Annotated in this window: 15 protein-coding genes and 1 tRNA gene; all 16 read right to left on the reverse strand. The window is 45.2% G+C overall.

Annotated features, from left to right (window positions below; all coding sequences use genetic code 11):
• Positions 1-10: 10 nt before the first annotated feature.
• The 16 genes from DMI82_RS03930 to DMI82_RS04005 all read right to left on the reverse strand — a co-directional run bounded on the left by DMI82_RS03930 (position 11) and on the right by DMI82_RS04005 (position 18,372).
• Positions 11-1,033, reverse strand: a complete 1,023-nt coding sequence (locus DMI82_RS03930) for a lysylphosphatidylglycerol synthase transmembrane domain-containing protein (protein ID WP_022426551.1) — start codon at positions 1,031-1,033, stop codon at positions 11-13.
• Positions 1,033-1,731: a phosphatase PAP2 family protein gene (locus DMI82_RS03935; RefSeq protein ID WP_044961052.1), complete on the reverse strand. Its 699-nt coding sequence runs from the start codon at positions 1,729-1,731 to the stop codon at positions 1,033-1,035. The genes DMI82_RS03930 and DMI82_RS03935 overlap by 1 nt, the downstream gene beginning before the upstream one ends.
• A gap of 324 nt (positions 1,732-2,055) precedes the next feature.
• On the reverse strand, positions 2,056-2,703 hold the full coding sequence (locus DMI82_RS03940; protein WP_015526977.1) for an L-rhamnose mutarotase: 648 nt from the start codon (positions 2,701-2,703) through the stop codon (positions 2,056-2,058).
• 206 nt (positions 2,704-2,909) lie between these two features.
• A complete protein-coding gene (locus tag DMI82_RS03945) occupies positions 2,910-3,833 on the reverse strand; it encodes an AEC family transporter (RefSeq protein ID WP_015526976.1) in 924 nt (307 codons plus the stop codon).
• A 21-nt stretch (positions 3,834-3,854) separates the two neighbouring features.
• A complete protein-coding gene (locus DMI82_RS03950; protein ID WP_110102528.1) occupies positions 3,855-5,042 on the reverse strand; it encodes a S41 family peptidase in 1,188 nt (395 codons plus the stop codon).
• 172 nt (positions 5,043-5,214) lie between these two features.
• The gene (ftsX, locus tag DMI82_RS03955) at positions 5,215-6,120 is read right to left on the reverse strand and encodes a permease-like cell division protein FtsX (RefSeq protein WP_110102529.1); all 906 of its coding nucleotides are present in this window, start codon (positions 6,118-6,120) and stop codon (positions 5,215-5,217) included.
• A complete protein-coding gene (gene ftsE / locus DMI82_RS03960) occupies positions 6,110-6,793 on the reverse strand; it encodes a cell division ATP-binding protein FtsE (RefSeq protein WP_015526972.1) in 684 nt (227 codons plus the stop codon). Before ftsE ends, ftsX begins: the two co-directional genes overlap by 11 nt.
• 455 nt (positions 6,794-7,248) lie before the next feature.
• Entirely contained in the window at positions 7,249-8,340 is a 1,092-nt protein-coding gene (locus DMI82_RS03965; RefSeq protein ID WP_015526970.1) for a PucR family transcriptional regulator, read from the reverse strand.
• 136 nt (positions 8,341-8,476) lie between these two features.
• On the reverse strand, positions 8,477-9,346 hold the full coding sequence (locus DMI82_RS03970) for a YitT family protein (RefSeq protein ID WP_110102530.1): 870 nt from the start codon (positions 9,344-9,346) through the stop codon (positions 8,477-8,479).
• Between the two features lie 191 nt (positions 9,347-9,537).
• Positions 9,538-9,912, reverse strand: coding sequence for a PqqD family protein (locus DMI82_RS03975; protein WP_021650789.1), 375 nt, complete (start codon positions 9,910-9,912; stop codon positions 9,538-9,540).
• Positions 9,912-11,810, reverse strand: a complete 1,899-nt coding sequence (locus DMI82_RS03980; RefSeq protein ID WP_110102531.1) for an OPT family oligopeptide transporter — start codon at positions 11,808-11,810, stop codon at positions 9,912-9,914. Before DMI82_RS03980 ends, DMI82_RS03975 begins: the two co-directional genes overlap by 1 nt.
• Positions 11,811-12,028: 218 nt before the next feature.
• Complete coding sequence (locus DMI82_RS03985) at positions 12,029-13,828, reverse strand: nitric oxide reductase activation protein (RefSeq protein WP_199579962.1); 1,800 nt, start codon at positions 13,826-13,828, stop codon at positions 12,029-12,031.
• The gene (locus DMI82_RS03990; protein ID WP_110102532.1) at positions 13,821-14,738 is read right to left on the reverse strand and encodes an AAA family ATPase; all 918 of its coding nucleotides are present in this window, start codon (positions 14,736-14,738) and stop codon (positions 13,821-13,823) included. Before DMI82_RS03990 ends, DMI82_RS03985 begins: the two co-directional genes overlap by 8 nt.
• A 204-nt stretch (positions 14,739-14,942) precedes the next feature.
• On the reverse strand, positions 14,943-17,060 hold the full coding sequence (locus DMI82_RS03995) for a glutamine synthetase III family protein (RefSeq protein ID WP_110102533.1): 2,118 nt from the start codon (positions 17,058-17,060) through the stop codon (positions 14,943-14,945).
• A gap of 93 nt (positions 17,061-17,153) precedes the next feature.
• Complete coding sequence (locus tag DMI82_RS04000) at positions 17,154-18,119, reverse strand: diacylglycerol/lipid kinase family protein (RefSeq protein ID WP_059085348.1); 966 nt, start codon at positions 18,117-18,119, stop codon at positions 17,154-17,156.
• A gap of 179 nt (positions 18,120-18,298) precedes the next feature.
• Positions 18,299-18,372: transfer RNA gene (locus DMI82_RS04005), tRNA-Met, on the reverse strand.
• Positions 18,373-18,376: the final 4 nt, after the last annotated feature.

An 18,376-nucleotide genomic window follows, 5' to 3' on the forward strand; every position in this document is an offset into this window, starting at 1 on the left:
TCAAATCTTTTCAGGATTCCTTTTTTCCGATAGTGAGCTGAGCCACCGCAGTAAACACCGCACTGATCAGCAGCTCTCCGTAATATCCCAGCCCTCTGCTAAGCACCATTCCCGGAAGCAGCAGGCCACCGAATACCGGACTGAAAATGGTAAGAAACAAAGTCTCACTGATCCCCATTCCTCCCGGAAGCGGCAGCATATCCACAGATACCGATATCACTGCCTGGAGAAAAAGGATATCCCAGAAACCGGTTCCATGGAGTCCAAAAGCCTGATATACGAACCAGGTTACTGCAAACAGTGCCATACGCTGGATAAAAGTGATCTCTATTACTTTAACGATCACCAGCGGATTATTCTTCAGATATGCCGCAGTATTTCGGTAAGTATCCATGGAAGCTTCCAGTTTTTTCAGCCGTCCCTCTTTTTTCCTCATCAGATGAAACCGTTCCAAAAGCTTCATGCCCTTCATCAGGATCGCTTTTGCCAAAAGCGGATGAAATACCAGAATGGTCATAAAAGTGACACAGAAGATATTCAGCATCAGCCCCAGATAAAACACCGGCAGGATTCCTTCCAGATATTTGTGAAGAAATCCTCTTCCGAAAATTGCGATCCCAATACCGATCACCACAAGCACCAGCTTATAGGTAATCGTCACGATCATCAGGATCACCGTTGACACCGGAATGGAAATCTTCTCTTTTTTCATATAGTAGATCTGCATGGGCTGTCCGCCGCTGGCGGATGGTGTGATACAGCTGAAAAAGAATCCTACAGACGAAAACAGAAAGCAGGTTCTTTTTTTCAGATGAATCCCGCTGGAACGCATCATATACCAGATAATGATGGATTCCCCCCAGATAAAAAATGCTACCAGTGCAATTCCCGGAAGCAGCCACCGTTTATCTGCCCTATGTATGGCATCCATCATGGAAGACAGGTCTTCTCCATGAAAAACGCCGTAGATAGTCAGGGCAAAAACTACTGCCAGGAACACTCCGTTAAATATGATTTTTTTTCTGCTCTTCATCACTTGACACCTTCTGTATAGCTGTTGATCTTCTTTTCAATTTTAGTTCCAAACCGTTCATAAATATGCCAGAGTTTTGTTTTCTGTCCCAGAATAAAGCATACCTGAGCCAGGATCACACCACCTGCCACATCCACAAGTACATGCTGCTTGGTAAAAATGGTAGACAGAAAAACCAGCACAGCCAGTGTAAACGATACCCCCTTATACCATGTCGGAATTCTTTTCTGATCCTTGATCCCCAGAAAACAGAACCAGCTTACCAGACAATGGATAGATGGAAACAGGTTATCTGCCGCATCAATGGAATACAGCCAGCCGGCCAGCAGATCCCAGATTCCGTTTCCTTCGATCACCGGTCTTGTATTGGTAGTGGGATATGCCAGAAATATGATCAGACACACACAACGGGATATAATATCCGCAGTAAAAAAACGGTAAACCTGTTCCCGCTCCTGCCTTGCCGCAAGGATATAATTCACTGCCCAGAATACATAACAGCCAAAATAGATAATCAAAAACTGCGGCACAAATGGGAGCCGCAGATCAAGATTACTTTCTATATTGTGATGATACCAACCGCCTGCGATCGCCCTTGAACCGGAATATACAAGACAGTTAAATACAAATGAAAAAACAAGGGGAAAAAGCCCGTACGCAGGTACGATCCCTGTTACATATTTCCAAAAACGTTTCATAAATTCACGCCTCATTATTTTATTGATATCAGGAATAAAACATATTCTTCTCCTGCTAACATCTGCTAGTCACAGTATAACAGTCGGGGCGTATGGTTTCAACTAAATATGGAAAGTTTAAGAATTGTTAAGATTTGAGTTCAGTTATTTTTTCTTTTTTGTTCATACTTTTTTCAGAATGACGTCACAGAATGACCACAAAATATGAGTATATTATTAGATGTGCAAAGGGTACTACCTTTGATAACACTTTTTTCTTTTTCATACTGCCGGGGCTACCTCCAAACAAAGCCCCGGCCTCCTTCCTTTTTATTTTCCCATTTTTTAATTATGCCATGCAAGACGTACACTGGATGGATGTACTTCTTTTGTCATCCAGTCCACATCGTTGGTGATCCAGTCCATGATCCCGAGCTGGCGTGTCTCCCATGCGATGGTTGCCTCTCTTGCTTCCGGTGTTTCTTCCACTTCCATGGTTGTGTCGATCTCATCATATCCAAAAATATATCCGCCTGCACTCCAGATGCTGAAGTTGCTGTCCGGGCCCGGATCTATTGTTTCGCCTCTCTGCGCCACAAGTCCGTCATGACGGGCTTTATATTCTTCCTCACAGCCGTCTTTTAATTTTGTCATGAACATTCTGTGGCGGATCAGCTCTTTGTTTTCTCTCACAACACCAAAATTATGATACATCAGGCGCATGTCTTTTCCAGGAGTAGAGATCCAGGTAAAGGTATCTCCGATCTTTTCAGTCAATGCTGCCTTTACTTTCTCCTCTTCCGGAGAGATCACCTCTCCGTCTGCATTTTCGTAATATCCGAAGATCAGGTCTGCCGCATTCCAGATGCTGAAATTATGGATGCCGTTACGGTCAAGATATGCAGTAAGCTCCGGCCAGATCTCGCCTAAGGTCTTACGGTAATCATTCATTTTTCCTTCTTTTACTTTCATTGCAAAAGCATGTCGTTCCATTTATGCTATCCTCCTGTTTTGATGATCCTGTGCTATGTTTTTCACTATGAGCAGATATAGTTCTTCTGCCCTCATATGATTTGATTCTATCACTTTTATTTTGTTTTTACAATTATGAGGGCAGGATTTCCGATCACTGTTCACAGGTAATATCCGCAAAGCATGTTGCCTGACATAAAGTTATCCGTAACGATTCCCTGAGATGCTCAGGCAAGATACAACATGACCATCAGTGGCATGGTTATGATACTTACCAGCGTTGTCATTACATTGATGGTGCTGGCATAGACCGGGTCCTGATCGTAGAGCTGTGCCAGCTGTACAATCGTTGTTGCCGACGGTGTGATCACTGCCATCAGACTGATAAGCAGAATGGTTTTTCCATCCTTTACCATTGAAGCCAAGGGCAGATACTTCAAAAACAACAGTATGAGCAGCGGAGTCACCACCATTTTCAAGATCGTGATCAGATAGATCCTGGAATGGCTGAAAATATCTTTCCATTTTACCTCCGTCATGGTCATTCCAAGCATGATCATACATACAGGTCCCAGGGTGGCTGAAATCTGGCTCATGGTGTTTCCAAGGATCACCGGCAGTCTGATCTGCGTGAAGAACAGAACGATTCCAAGGATAATAGCGATCAGATTGATGTTGCAGAGGATTTTTTTCCAGTTGATGCCGGCCTTCGCCTCCATCAGCGACTGTCCGTGGGTCCACATCAGGATCATTTGCACACTCAGGAAAGCACTGGCATAGATCACCCATTTTTCCCCAAGGACTACCGTTACAAGAGGGATCACCAGATTTCCGGAATTGGAATAGATGATGGATTCTTTTTCTACCACACTTAATTTCAGTGGCTTGCCGATGATCTGTACAAATACCAGAAGAAAAATATGGATCAGGATGGCTGCTGCCACTGCCAGAAGGAAGCCATTCCGGATGCTTCTGGAATATTCGATCTGAAAAGCATTGATCATTACACAGGGCATGATGATGTAGATACAGATGACTGAAAGTGTCCTGCTGCTTTTTGCATCGATAAGTCCGCATTTTACCACTGTAAATCCACAGGACATCATCAGAAAAAATACGATGATCTGCTGCAATAATTGTAAAGTTATCATTTTTTCTCCCCTCCGAACGCGTCAGCTCTGTCCGATCTCTTTCAGGGCTGTCTGAAGTTGCGCGTCTTCTTTATGTGTAAGTTCTGTCCAGTCTGTGATGTCTCCGGAAAGCTCTGCTTCCACATCCGGAGTGATTCCTTTTTTGTTGATATCATTGCCCTTTGGCGTAAAATATTTTGCGATGGTGATCTTTACCGCACTGCCATCGGTAAGAGGCTGGATGGTCTGCACCACGCCCTTCCCATAGGTAGTTGTTCCTACAATCGTTCCAATCCCGTAGTCCTTTACCGCCCCCGCAAAGATCTCCGATGCACTGGCACTGTTTCCGTTTACCAGAACAGCCAGCGGCATGTCCAGTTCATTTTTTCCGTCGCAGGTTTCCTCTTCCCTCTTTCCGTTTTTGTCCTCTGTATAGACGATCAGTCCTTCCGGAAGTATCTGGCGAAGTACGCCGCAGACTGCAGTAAGAAGGCCTCCCGGATTATCACGGAGATCCACAACCAGCTTCTTCATTCCCTGTTCCTTCAGATCTGCAAATGCTTTTTTATACTGATCGCTGGTCACCTCAGAAAATTCGGAGATCCGGATATAGCCGGTGTCTCCGGAAAGCATCTCATGGGAAACCGTCTGGATCTCCACATCCCGGATCTCCACTTTGACATCCCGGGTTTTCTCTTCGTTTTCCCGCTGTATGGTCAGCATTACGGAATCTTTCTCACTGTCACGGACCATGGCAGCAATATCGGAAGTTTCTTTGTCTGTAACATCAGCTCCATCTACTGCCTTGATCACATCTCCCTTTTTCAGTCCCGCCTGTTCTCCAGGGCCACCCTCATAAAGCTGTATGATCTTTGCCCCTCCGGTGTCATCCTTCTGAAGAACGGCACCGATCCCTACGTAGGAGCCTTCATTGGAAGTATTCAGCTCTTTATACTGTTCTGCTGTGTAATAGGTGGAGTACGGATCCTTCAGGCCGGCAAGCAGGCCAACATAAAGCCCCTCACGCAGGCTGCTTTCGTCTTTTTCATCCAGATATTCTTCATCGATCAGTTCTTCCAGGTAATTCAGCTTCTGAACCGTTTTCACATCGGAAAGCGCATTGCCTTTCGGAAACAGTACTTTCTGATAGCTGGTAAAAACAGCGCCTGTCACAACCAGCGTTGCTGCCACTCCAATGGCTATACCTTTTTTGAATTCTTTATTTTTCATATTTTTCCTTTCTTCTGCACAGCCGGCAAAGCCGATAAGATCACAGATTTTCTGTACTCCTCTGTGCGCCGTTCGGTTTTTATATACCGAAAACGGCTGCCGATATTCCGACAGCCGCTGTATATCTTATGATCACACATCTTGCGGATACATAAGATTCTCTGCTATTTGGTTATACTCTGAGATGTTTTCTTGTTGTGAAAAAGCTTCCCAAAAGACCGATTCCCACACCAAGTCCAAGTCCCATGGGAACCAGACCCTCATAAATCTGCCAGATTGGAATGAAATCCACGATTCCTGTCAATACATTGAATTTTGTCAGAATAAACTCTACAGCGGAATTATACAGGAAAAACAGGCAGATCAGCGGTATCGCCGCACCGATCACACCGAGGATCATACCTTCCAGAAGGAATGGCAGTCGTACAAAAGCATCTGTAGCTCCTATGTATTTCATAATTCCGATTTCTTCCTTGCGGACAGAAATACCCATAGATACTGTATTGCTGATCAGGAATATGGAAATGATCAAAAGGATTGCGATCACGGCAATCGACACATAAGAAACCAGCTTGTTAATGGAACCAAGTGTCCTGGATGCCTGTTCAGACTGATTTACCTTCCGGACATGTTCCAGTCCCTGGATATAATTCACCAGTTCTGTCTGCTTGGTAATATCATTGAGATATACCTGATAATTGGATGAATTGGCAAGCGGGTTATCATCTTTAAATCCATCTGCCGCATCTTCATCTCCAAAATATTTCTGTTTATATTCTTCCCATGCCTGATCTGCGGACTGATAGTCCATCCTGGCCACTTCCGGCCTGGACTGAATAGCATCGCCGATCGCCTGGATATCTTCCTCTGAAGTGCCCTCATCAAAAAATACTGTGATCGGTACTTCTTCTTCCACCTTATGGGCAATATTACCGACGTTGTTCACGATGGAATAAAAAATGCCTACCAGAAAAATGCAGGCTGCCATCGTGATGATACATGCCAGGGAAAACATCCAGTTTCTTTTTATATTCTTAAAGCCCTGCTTCAGGGTATACCAGATCGTACTAGGCCTCATGATATCCTCCCTCTTTCTCATCGCTGATGATCTTGCCGTTGTGCATGGTGACTACTCGCTTACGCATGGCATTGACGATGTCCTTATTGTGGGTAACTACCAGAACTGTGGTTCCTCTGTCATTGATCTGCTCCATCAGAGCCATGATCTCTTCAGAGGTTTTCGGATCCAGGTTTCCGGTTGGCTCATCTGCCAGAAGGATGTCCGGGCGGTTTACCAGTGCTCTGGCAAGAGCAACTCTCTGTTGCTCACCACCGGAAAGCTCATCCGGGTATGCCTTATACTTTCCTGCAAGTCCTACCTCCTGGAGAACCTCCGGCACACGTTTGCGTATCACACGGGTAGGTCTTCCTATGACACGCTGCGCAAATGCTACATTCTCATATACATTACGGTCTTTTAAAAGACGGAAATCCTGAAATACTACCCCAAGCTTTCTGCGATACTTGGCAACGCGTCTGTGTTTCATCTTCTCCAGACGTTCCCCGCTGACTGTGATCGTTCCGCTGGTAGAATCCAGTTCTTTCATCAGAAGCTTGATCAGTGTGGATTTACCGGAGCCACTGCTTCCTACTACAAATACGAATTCCCCTTTATCAACATGTAAGTTCGCATGATTCACAGCCGGAAGACCCGGGCCGTAAGATTTGCTCACATCTACAAGATCGATCATATATATCCTCCTCTATATTATAAAAGCATAACTTTCTTAATTTTTTTGTAATATTATTGTAATATATTTTCTGTTTAAATGCAAGAATAAATTTCCCGAGCCCTACAACTGTTACTGTTCACTCTATTCTCAGTAATGCGCTTCACGGAATATTACCAGTGAACAGTAATCAACAGCCCTCTTCAAATTATTTATTTTAACGTAAAAATACCAAAATTACAATAGAGTTATGGATGTTATCTGTGAAGTTCATGTGAATTCGTTACTGCTCACTCTGTTCTCAGTAACACACTTCGTGAATGCTTCCAAACAGGAGGGACATTTACACAATATTCCATGATGAAAAACGCTCATACAAAAACTGCCGCCTATTCCGGGAAGGAATAAGCGGCAGTTTAAAAGTTTTAATATGTTGCCTTAATATATCAAACTATCATCCTGCATTCCGAATGCTATTAATACTCTAATGTCTCCATATATTTCATATATCGAACAACCATCAGCGCGATCTTAAATGTAATGGCATCCTCAAACACTCTCAAATCAAGGCCTGTACTCTTCTGGAGTTTATCCAAACGATATACCAGCGTATTTCTGTGGATATACAGCTGACGTGAAGTTTCAGATACGTTCAGACTGTTCTCAAAGAATTTATCGATGGTGACAAGTGTCTCCTCATCGAAATCATCCGGAGATTTGTTGTCAAAGATCTCGCGGATAAACATCTTACACAGAGGAATAGGCAGCTGATAGATCAGACGTCCGATTCCAAGTGAGCTGTATGCGATAACTTCCCTGTCTCCGAAGAAGATCTTACCTACATCAAGGGCCATACGCGCTTCCTTGTAGGAACGTGAAACTTCTTTCAACTCATTGACAATGGTACCGTATGCCATGTGGACATCCTCACCATCTTTATTCAGATCCAGAGTATCCATAATCGTATGAGCCAGCTTATCCATCTCCGGATAGCCCTCTCCCTCTTCCAGTTCCTTGACTATAATGATGCTCTTCTCATCAACAGCAGTGATAAAATCTCTGCTCTTTCCGCCAAAAAGGCTTTTCACGCTCTCTACAGAGCTGTGATCTTTCTCCTGGTTCAGTTCCAGGATCATAACTACACGACGGACATCTGCTTCAATATGAAGCTTCTTCGCTCTGTTGTAAATATCCACCAAAAGAAGATTATCAAGAAGAAGATTCTTGATAAAGCTGTCTTTGTCAAAACGCTCCTTGTACGCAACGATCAGATTCTGGATCTGGAAGGCTGCAAGCTTGCCTACCATATAAGTATCCTCATCATCTCCGTGGGCTACCAGGACATATTCCAACTGATAATCATCACAGACCTTAAAGTACTGAAATCCCTTGACAAGCTGGCTGTCCGCCTGGGATTCTACAAAAGCCTGGATATCTGCCGGCTGGATCTCAAAATCAGAAAAGGTAGACGCAAGTACCTTGCCGTCTGTGTCAATGACACAAAATTCCGTCCTTGATATTTCTTTAAGTCCCTCGAGCGTATTCTGTAACACCTGATTCGATATCATTCCGTTCAATCCCTTCTCACTTATGTGTATGCTTATCTTCTGTCTTTCCCTCTCTATCTATGGCTATTTTAATACAAAATCACCAAAAATGAAAGAGTAAAACTGAAAAAATTTACAAATTTTTGTTGAAATCCGCCTAATTTTTCTCTATAAAACCTTCTCCATGAACTTCTCTTGCATCGGAAACGATCACAAAAGCGTTGGGATCAATATCATCTACCAGCTCTTTCAGCTTCACAATTTCCTTTTTGTTTACCACACAGAAGATGATCGTCTTCTCCTGACCGGAATACATCCCCTTGCCACAGATCCCTGTCGCTCCGCGATCCAGGTCTTCCATAATGACTCTGGCAACCTCATCCGGCTTCTCCGTGACGATAAATGTCTGTTTGGAAAACTTCAGACCTTCGATCAGACTGTCGGATACTTTTGTTACCAGATAAACCGCAATGATGGCATACAGGGCCCGCTGGATACCGAACACATACATTCCTACGATCACAATAAGCCCATCAATAAACTGCATGATCTGTGCGATGGAATAATGACGCATATACTTCTGGATCAGTGCTGCCATCATATCCGTTCCGCCTGTGGTTCCCTGTCCAAGGAAAACCATTCCAATGCCGATTCCCAGGATCACACCACCGTATACAGCAGCCAGAAGGAGATCATCTCCCGCAATATTCCACACCGGCTGAATGGCAAGCCAGGTTGAAAGGGAGATCTCACCGACCAGAGCTTTTCTTACAAAGGAAAAGCCTTTGATCCGCCATCCCAGAAAAAACAGCGGAATGTTCAGCGTGATATTGGTAAGCCACAGCGGAACCCCGCCATCTATGATCTCACCGGTCCAGTGCTTCACCAGGATCGCTATACCGGAAAAGCCGCCTGTTACCAGCCCGGTTGCATCAAAAACGGAATTGATGGCAAGTGCCATCAGCCCGGTTCCTACTATGATCAGAAGATAATCCAGATACCAGTCCTTTTTTTTCACAAGACTCATAAAGTGCTCCTTTCATTTTTTACAGCAATTCCCGGAATTTATGTCTTGAAATGTCCTCAATATTTCTATTCCGCTGTGAAAATCCCGGAAATGCTATAGTATCATATGACAACTGCATCAGTTTCCCGCACTGACGTGTCATAAAAAGAACGGGACCGTACACTATTCTGCGTCCGTTCCCGTTCTCCATGCTATTTTTCTGTCTTTTTATTTATAAAATGAACAAATTCATAGCTTTCCATTATCTGAAAGTATTTTACGATTCTCGGATAAAGCGGTTCTGCCTTATCTCCGAAATGCTCTTTCACCAGCAGGGCAAGCTCCTGCACGGTTTTGGCTCCATCGATCTCAGGCCAGATAAAAGTTCCCATTTCATCAAGATGAACCTTGGAAAACCTTGGCTTGCCAAAAACCTTCTGCGCGATGGTATTGAACATACCCTTATTCTCTATCTCAAGAATGATCCGCTGCTTCAGGTCCCGGTGCCACCGGATCGACTGGTTTGTTTCCGGGATCAGATCAAGATAGTTGATATCCTGTTTCTTATCCTTTTTGTTTTTTCTCATCAGGCTTTCTTCTTTCTCCAGATAGAGAATTTAAGCAGTGACAGGATCATGATGATCATCAGCACAACGCCGCCGATATTTCCAAGGTTTACAACGCCGGACATATCAAGGCTGATACCGACAACTGCAAAGATCGCAAGAAGAATTCCAACAAGACCCTCGCCGGCGATCATACCAGCACAGTACAGGGTACCATCTGTGGACTGAGCTGTCTTGGTTTTTTCGTCAACACCTTTTCTGCCGTCAAGTAATCCACGAACGATACCACCGATCATGATGGTTGCGTTCAGGTAGATTGGAAGGTAAAGACCGATTGCGAAAGGCATTACCGGGATACGGAGGATCTCAAGGCAGATTGCAAGGAATACACCTACAAATACAAGTCCCCATGGAAGGTTTCCGCCCATGATTCCCTCAACGATCATCTTCATAAGCTGAGCCTGTGGCGCAGGGATCTCTGCTGTACCGTAGCCCCATGCTGCATCCAGAAGATACAGAACACCGCCGATAGCAAGACCGGAAACAACAACACCGAGCATCTCGCCCATCTGCTGCTTCTTAGGTGTAGCACCGAGAAGGTATCCTGTCTTAAGGTCCTGAGAGGTATCACCGGCGATCGCTGCGATGATACAGATAACAGAACCAACAGCGATCGCTGCTGTCATTCCGTCGATACCTGTTTTACCGGAGCTCTTGATCGCAAATGTAGCAATCAGAAGAGTAGCGATAGCCATACCGGAAACCGGGTTGTTGGAGCTTCCTACAAGACCTACCATACGGGAAGATACTGTTGCAAAGAAGAATCCAAAAACTACGATGATACATGCACCAAGAAGAGTTACCGGGATTGCCGGAACGATCCAGATGATAAATACCATTGCTATAACACCGAGAAGGATGAACTGCATCGGAAGATCCTGTGCGGTTCTCTCTGTGCTTGTGTTCTTGCTTCCCTTCATGCTCTTCATGGAGTCACGGAAGGTTGTAACGATCAGCGGCAGGGATTTGATCAGGGAAATGATACCACCTGTTGCGATAGCACCTGCACCGATATATTTAACATAAGTAGACCAGATTGCTGATGCTCCGCCGTTTGCGTAAAGCTGGGCAATGGTCGTTCCCTCTGCTGCCGGATACATCCATGTATCAGGTCCGAACAGGCAGATCAGCGGAATGATGACCATCCAGCCGATAAGAGAACCTGTAAACATGTAGGATGCGATCTTCGGTCCTACGATATAACCAACACCGAGAAGTGCCGGATAAACCTCCATACCGATCTCACCCTTGAAGGATTTAAATGCTGCAGAAACATCTGCCGGAAGAAGCTTCAGTCCATCAACAACAAATTTGAAGACAGCAGCAAGTCCCATACCGGAGAATACTGTGGAAGCATTTGCTCCACCTTCCTCACCGGCAAGAAGAACGTCTGCGCAGGCAGTTCCTTCCGGATAGAGAAGAGTTGCATGCTCTTTAACAATGAGGGCATTACGAAGGGGTACCATGAAAAGTACACCAAGGATACCACCGCAAAGTGCGATCAGAGTGATCTCAACGATGCCTGGTTTGCTTGTAAGTCCTTCCTCTGCCCAGAGGAACAGTGCAGGCATGGTGAAGATAGCACCTGCTGCAAGAGACTCACCGGCTGAACCGATAGTCTGGACCATATTGCTCTCCAGAATGGAGTTTCTGCGAAGAATCACGCGGATAACACCCATGGAGATAACTGCCGCCGGAATGGAGGCAGATACTGTCATACCAACACGAAGACCAAGGTAAGCATTGGCTGCGCCGAAGATGACAGCAAGAATACATCCCATGATCACAGATGTAACTGTGAGCTCCGGAGTGACTTTCTCCGCAGGAATGTAAGGTTTGAACTCTGTGTTTTTGTTCATATTTCCTCTCCCTTTATCTAGTAAATTAGTAACGTCATATAGTATAGCAAATTCCGCATTATTTTGCAAGGAATTATATCTGAGATATTATATATAATTTACAATTTTCTGTATAATTATAAGCAAATAATTGGTCACTATGCAGCTTTTATGCTAACATAGTGACCTTATTCCTTTCAATTGAATATTATATATTTTTAAAAAAATGCTTTTTTTTTTCAGTTGTCCGCCTCCAGCTGTTTTGTCAGATATCGTCCTACGATCTTCGAGAAATTTCCGATATCACGGATATAGGCAAAATCCTTTCCAAAAATCTTCTTTTCCGCCGGAAGATCCTTCTCTTCGCCTGCAAATACCCCCAGAACACTGACGCCCTGGCTCCGAAGACGCCGCACCTCTGATGCAGTATCTGAAATGGCATATTTTCCCTGGTAAGGGGCCGGATTCTTTGCATTGGGACGGTTTATGATCACATCGTAGGGGCGTCCGTCACTTAAGATGATCAGGATCTTTTTTTCCTCTTCTCTCTGCAAAAGGCTGTATCCCGCTGCTTTTATGGCAAGCCCGTCCCGATTATTGGAGGAAGTCACATAATTGAAAATATCCTCATCCGCCGAAACCGGATCATCATATTCCCGGAACCTGTGCAGGATCGTATGATCCCAGAATGTGCAGTAGCTCATAACCCGATGAGGGATGTCCACATTGCTCAGGGCAGAGCTGATCATATAAGCCTGCAGTGCCACATCTCCCTGTCGACTCATCTGTGAACCACTGGCATCGATCAGTATATCCACCACAAAATCCGTATTGTCTCCACGAAGAATCCTCTTAAAAAGATTTGCCTCACCGCTTCTGCCTATACGCCACAGCCTGGAAGGAACGATAGTTCCCCGGTCTGATAGGACTTCCTGGTTTTCACTTCGGATCACCAGTGCTTTTTTCAGGAGTTCAGTCAATATGGCAATATTTCGTTTTGCAATTCTGTGCTTGTCATGATAGATCCATATGTTCTTATTACGCAGACGCTTTGCATACTGGTACTGATAATTATCACGAACCGGATTTTTCAGGATCCCTTCTGTAAAATACAGGCTGCAGTCTCCGTGTATTCCCCGGCACATAAGATGGTTCATTCTTTTTTCTTCTGCAGGTGTGAGATAGGTTTTTCCAAAATTCAGTTCCACATAGGTATGAGCTTTCTGAAGAGCTTCCTCTGAAATCACCGTGATCTTGTTTTTCACCTTACGTTTTTCTTCCATATCCTGTGTCAGCGAGGAATCTTCAATATCTGTCATCCGGTCTGTGAGCTTTTCCACATAATTTTCCAAGGCTTCCTCATACATCTCTTCATTAAGGTAGTCTTCCCAGCCAAATTCCGTCAGTTCTTCCAGCGTCACCGCCATTACCCGTTCAAGGGAACCGTTTTTCTTCTCAAAGTCCGGATCAATGACCGTATTATAGAGGCTGTCGATGATCCGAATCAGTTCCATGGTGTCTCCGCTTTCTGCACAGGCATAGATCTGATCCCGGAATGCAGACAGTTTTTTCTCCAGAGGCTGTACGCTTCCTGTAAGTACATCACGGAATACTGCAATTTTCAGCCTGTCTAACAGCTTATCGTAGGAAGGCAGGGTTTCATATTCCTGCTCCAGGATATCTTCCAGAGCTTTTTTTCTCATGCGGCGAACCCCGGGGCGCTCTTCACAGATCCGCTCTCCCACTGCCGCTTCGATACAGAGCTGTGTCAGCCCGGTCAGCTCCGTCTCAGATGCATCCAGATAGATTTTTTTTACAAGATAAAGACCAAGAAGATTTTTGTCAAAATATCTGGCAAAAGCTCCCTGTTTGATTCCATCGTAAAGAGCGATCTCTTTTGAGCGGAGAAACAGCGATACATCCGGCTTCACATCCAGGGTATAGTCGCCGCTTACCGTCCAGAGGAGATTACGGATCCGGTTTTCCAGCTCCATCTTGTAATCTTCTATAGAAAGTTCTTCTGTCAGATCTTTATGCATAGACATCGTCCTTTGTCCACTCTTCCGGGATCCTTGTACGGACTACATCGTCCACGATCTCCCTTTCAAAAATATCGAAGGTTTTGTTCACCACTCCCATCTGCACTGCTGCCAGGGGAGAAAGTCCTGCACGAACAATCTTCATGGCAGCCAGAAGTCCTCGAAGATCCAGCGCTTTTGTGGAGATCTCACTGTTTACGGATTTCTTCTGGAGATCCATAAATACACCGATAAACTGTTCCACTGCCTTTTCCTTTGCCTCCGGGAACATTTTGCGGAAAATAAATCCCAGGGTTTCTTCTGTCTGCGCTGGCATATCGATCACCAGGAAACGAGAAACCAGAGCTTCGTTCAGCTCCTTTGTTCCTGCATATCCGTAGTTCATGGTTCCGATAAAACGTGCCGCAGGATGGAGATCAATCCTGTCATATCCGGGAACATCAATGGAAAGGCGGTAGTCCAGAGTCGCGTGAAGGACGGAGACCGCATCGTTCTTTGCCATGTTGATCTCATCCAGGATACCGAAACCACCGTACTCGGCACACTGATAGATGCTCCCTTTTCGGAGGCAGACTTCATTGTTTACAAAGGTATCCGTTCCGATCAGGTCTCCGCTGTTTGTATTGACATGGAAAGATACATTATAAACCGGGCGGCCAAAAGCATATGCCAGATTTTCTGCCAGGATATTTTTTCCCGTGGCCTTTGGGCCTGCAAGAAGAAGATTTTCTCCTTCCAGAAGTCCTGCAATGGCCATTTCCAGGATTTCTTTTCCGTAGAACGGTATAGACGGTCTGGTAACTCTGGCTGCAGCCCCCTCATCAACGTTATATTTTTTTCGAAACTCCTCGATACCGTGGATCAGGTTTTCGGAAACGTTCTGTTCTTTTAAAAATTCTAATTCTATCATATATACTTACTCCTGAATCTGATTGAATACCGCAGATATCCGCATCCGCAGTTATTATATGATCCTATGACGGACAACCGCTTACAGATTTTTTCTCCGCCAGGTAAAAAACGGGACAGATCTTACATCTGTCCCGTCATTTGATCTCAAAGATGCCGCTGCACCCAGGGAACATCTCTTATTTCCTGTATTTTATTTAACCGATCATACCTCAAAGATCAGATCGCCGTAGGATGGCATCGGCCACATATCTTTATCTACGATCATCTCAAGCTCGTCTACAGGTTTTCTTAAAGCCTGCATTGCCGGTACCACGCTCTCTCTGAAGAATACAGCACGGTCACGTCCCTCTTCATGGGATTCCGACTCAGCGATCAGTCCGGAAAGCTTATCCATAGCTGTCTTGGTCTCAGCAAGAAGTGCGGAGGATTTTTCCAGAAGACTTGTCTGTACACTGACATCAAGCGCTGCGCTCACTGCCTTCACAGAATTGATGGACTCTGCAAGGACCGTTGTATAACGGATCACTGCCGGGATGATCTGCTTGGTAGCTACATCCACCATGGTCTTGGCCTCAATGTTGATAGCCTTTGCATAGCCTTCATACTGGATCTCTGCTCTGGACTCAAGCTCTGCTCTTGTAAATACATTAAAGGATTCAAAAAGCTTCACAGCCTTATCTGTAGTCAGCGCAGGAATGGCATCTACCATGGACGGAAGGATCGGAAGTCCACGTCTCTTTGCCTCTGCCTCCCACTCCGGTGCATATCCGTTTCCGTTGAATACAATACGCTGATGCTGGATCGCATACTCCTTGATCAGGTCATGTACTGCAGTATCAAAATCGTCTGCTGCTTCCAGACGGTCGCATGCATCGCGGAATACTTCTGCTGCAATCGTGTTCAGAACTACGTTGCACTCGGAAATGGAATCACGGGAACCAACCATACGGAACTCAAATTTGTTTCCTGTGAATGCAAATGGTGATGTTCTGTTTCGGTCTGTAGCATCCTTCATGAAATCCGGAAGTGTCTTAACACCGGTATCCAGGATCTCGCCGGTCTTACTGTGTGTGGCGGTACCTGTGCTGATCAGCTGCTCCAGAACATCCTGAAGCTGCTCACCAAGGAATACGGAGATAACTGCCGGCGGTGCCTCGTTTCCTCCGAGACGTTCATCGTTTCCAACGTCTGCTGCAGACTCTCTCAGAAGATCTGCATGCTCATCAACGGCTTTCAGGATACAGGTGAGAACAAGAAGGAACTGGATATTCTCATGAGGAGTTTTTCCCGGCTCAAGAAGGTTGATCCCGTCATCCGTTGTCAGGGACCAGTTGTTGTGCTTACCGGAACCGTTAACTCCTGCAAACGGTTTCTCATGAAGCAGGCAGCGCATACCATGGCGGCTTGCAACTTTTTTGAGGATACGCATCATGATCTGGTTGTGATCTGCTGCAATATTTACCGGTGCGTAGATCGGTGCCAGCTCATGCTGTGCAGGTGCAACCTCATTGTGCTGTGTCTTTGCTGTTACGCCCAGCTTCCAGCACTCCTCGTTGACTTCCTTCATGTATGCGGAGATTCTCTGACGGATGGTTCCGAAATAGTGGTCATCCATCTCCTGTCCCTTCGGCGGCATAGCACCGAAAAGAGTTCTTCCTGTATAGATCAGATCTTTTCTCTGGAGCCATTTCTCCTTATCAACCAGGAAATACTCCTGCTCAGCTCCAACGGAAGGAGTTACTTTTTTTGATGTTGTATTTCCGAAAAGGCGAAGAAGTCGAAGCGCCTGTGTATTGACCGCTTCCATGGAACGAAGAAGCGGTGTTTTCTGGTCAAGCGCCTCTCCTGTGTAGGAGCAGAATGCTGTGGGGATACATAAGATCCCGCCGGCTGCGTCATGACGTACAAAGGCAGGTGATGTGCAATCCCATGTTGTATAGCCTCTTGCCTCGAATGTTGCACGAAGTCCTCCGGATGGAAATGAGGATGCATCCGGTTCACCCTTGATCAGCTCCTTGCCTGAAAAGCTTAAGAGTACCTTGCCGTCCTCTCTTGGCGCTGTGACAAATGCGTCATGTTTCTCGGCAGTAACACCTGTCAGCGGCTGAAACCAGTGACAATAATGAGTAGCGCCTTTCTCAATAGCCCATTCCTTCATCTCATGTGCAACCACATCAGCGATCTCCATGGACAGCTCCTTACCCTCTTCTATTGTCTTTTTCAGTTCGCGGTATACCTTCTTCGGCAAACGGTCCTGCATAACAGAATCGTTAAATACATCGCAGCCAAAGATTTCCTTTACGTTGATATAATCTCCCATTTCTTCCTCCTTTTCGTTCCTGTATATCCAGTCTTTCTTATGAGGAAAGACATTTTCACCTCTGTATGATCACCTTGTCTTCGGATACCCGGATCATTCTTCGCTCTTCTGGGTAATCTCCTTGATCTCCTGCATTTTCTGGTTCAACCGGCTTTTTTTCTGTTTCTTACTGCTGGTAAGATAAAGGTTCATGGCCTCATGAAGATTATCGATCTCCACACGGGTCTGATCTCCACCGAACTCTCCATCCAGCGTCCACGGAACAGCCTCCTCTGACTCGATCACAACATGCGCAGACTTAAAAGAATAGATCAGATCTGTATTATCCTCTGCAGTAAGAAGCGCAGTCATGATCTCCTGAAGCTCCAGCGGATTCTTCGGATTGGTGATCAGTGTCACCTCAAACAGTCCGTCATTCATATCCACGTTTTTTCCGGTAAGATTCTTAAATCCGCCTACAGATCTGGAATTGCTGATCATACCGTAGATAAAATCATTCTCCACAGTCAGCTCATCGGAGGTTACCTTCAGATGATAAGATTTCACCTCAAAAAGCTGCTTCATCCCTTCCAGCACATAGGCAACATGTCCCAGGATATTTTTCAGATCCTGGTCTGTCTCATAGGAAACATTGGTAAACAGTCCAAACGCAGCCACATAGGCAAATGTCTGGTTATTAAATTTACCGATGTCACAGTGATAGATCTGCTCCTCCATGATCATGGAGGCAGCTGCAGTCATACTCTTCGGCATAAACAGACTGTTGGCAAAATCATTGGTGCTTCCTGCAGGGATATACCCGATCGGTGTCTGGCTGCCCACTTCCACGATTCCGGTAACCACCTCATCCAGTGTACCGTCACCTCCACTGCAGGCGATCAGATCTACCTGATCTGCATATTCCTTCACCTGTTCATAAGCATCCTTCGGTCCCTGCGTGGCACGGATGATCACTTCGTACCCACCTTTATTAAAGATATCCACAATGTCCAGCAGATGCATCTTGATTCTTCCTTTTCCTGCTTTGGGGTTGAAAACAAAAAGCATTCTTTTTTTCATTATACAATCCTCATTTCCCGAAATGATTCGTTATGTCTATTCTTTTACTATGATAAAAAAAACGATGTAAAATGTCAATCTTAACTTTTCACATCTGGTCTTACCACAGGCAGCCGGAATTTTATAACAAAAAAAGTCCGAAAACCCAATAAAATTGAATCTTCAGACCTTTTGTTAAATAGCGAGAGGGGGATTCGAACCCTCGACACCACGGGTATGAACCGTGTGCTCTAGCCAACTGAGCTATCTCGCCATAT

Origin of the sequence: Blautia sp. BCRC 81119 (assembly GCF_003184505.1) — a bacterium.
GTDB classification, from domain to species: Bacteria; Bacillota; Clostridia; order Lachnospirales; family Lachnospiraceae; genus Blautia_A; species Blautia_A fusiformis.

Excerpts from the sequence above, each read along its gene's own strand:
- DMI82_RS03980 (WP_110102531.1), bottom strand. The coding sequence starts at position 11,810 with ATGAACAAAAACACAGAGTTCAAACCTTACATTCCTGCGGAGAAAGTC.
- DMI82_RS03950 (WP_110102528.1), bottom strand. The coding sequence starts at position 5,042 with ATGAAAAATAAAGAATTCAAAAAAGGTATAGCCATTGGAGTGGCAGCA.
- DMI82_RS04000 (WP_059085348.1), bottom strand. The coding sequence starts at position 18,119 with ATGAAAAAAAGAATGCTTTTTGTTTTCAACCCCAAAGCAGGAAAAGGA.
- DMI82_RS03935 (WP_044961052.1), bottom strand. The coding sequence starts at position 1,731 with ATGAAACGTTTTTGGAAATATGTAACAGGGATCGTACCTGCGTACGGG.
- DMI82_RS03965 (WP_015526970.1), bottom strand. The coding sequence starts at position 8,340 with ATGATATCGAATCAGGTGTTACAGAATACGCTCGAGGGACTTAAAGAA.
- ftsX (WP_110102529.1), bottom strand. The coding sequence starts at position 6,120 with ATGAGGCCTAGTACGATCTGGTATACCCTGAAGCAGGGCTTTAAGAAT.
- DMI82_RS03970 (WP_110102530.1), bottom strand. The coding sequence starts at position 9,346 with ATGAGTCTTGTGAAAAAAAAGGACTGGTATCTGGATTATCTTCTGATC.
- DMI82_RS03995 (WP_110102533.1), bottom strand. The coding sequence starts at position 17,060 with ATGGGAGATTATATCAACGTAAAGGAAATCTTTGGCTGCGATGTATTT.
- DMI82_RS03940 (WP_015526977.1), bottom strand. The coding sequence starts at position 2,703 with ATGGAACGACATGCTTTTGCAATGAAAGTAAAAGAAGGAAAAATGAAT.
- DMI82_RS03945 (WP_015526976.1), bottom strand. The coding sequence starts at position 3,833 with ATGATAACTTTACAATTATTGCAGCAGATCATCGTATTTTTTCTGATG.
- ftsE (WP_015526972.1), bottom strand. The coding sequence starts at position 6,793 with ATGATCGATCTTGTAGATGTGAGCAAATCTTACGGCCCGGGTCTTCCG.
- DMI82_RS03975 (WP_021650789.1), bottom strand. The coding sequence starts at position 9,912 with ATGAGAAAAAACAAAAAGGATAAGAAACAGGATATCAACTATCTTGAT.
- DMI82_RS03930 (WP_022426551.1), bottom strand. The coding sequence starts at position 1,033 with ATGAAGAGCAGAAAAAAAATCATATTTAACGGAGTGTTCCTGGCAGTA.
- DMI82_RS03990 (WP_110102532.1), bottom strand. The coding sequence starts at position 14,738 with ATGATAGAATTAGAATTTTTAAAAGAACAGAACGTTTCCGAAAACCTG.
- DMI82_RS03985 (WP_199579962.1), bottom strand. The coding sequence starts at position 13,828 with ATGCATAAAGATCTGACAGAAGAACTTTCTATAGAAGATTACAAGATG.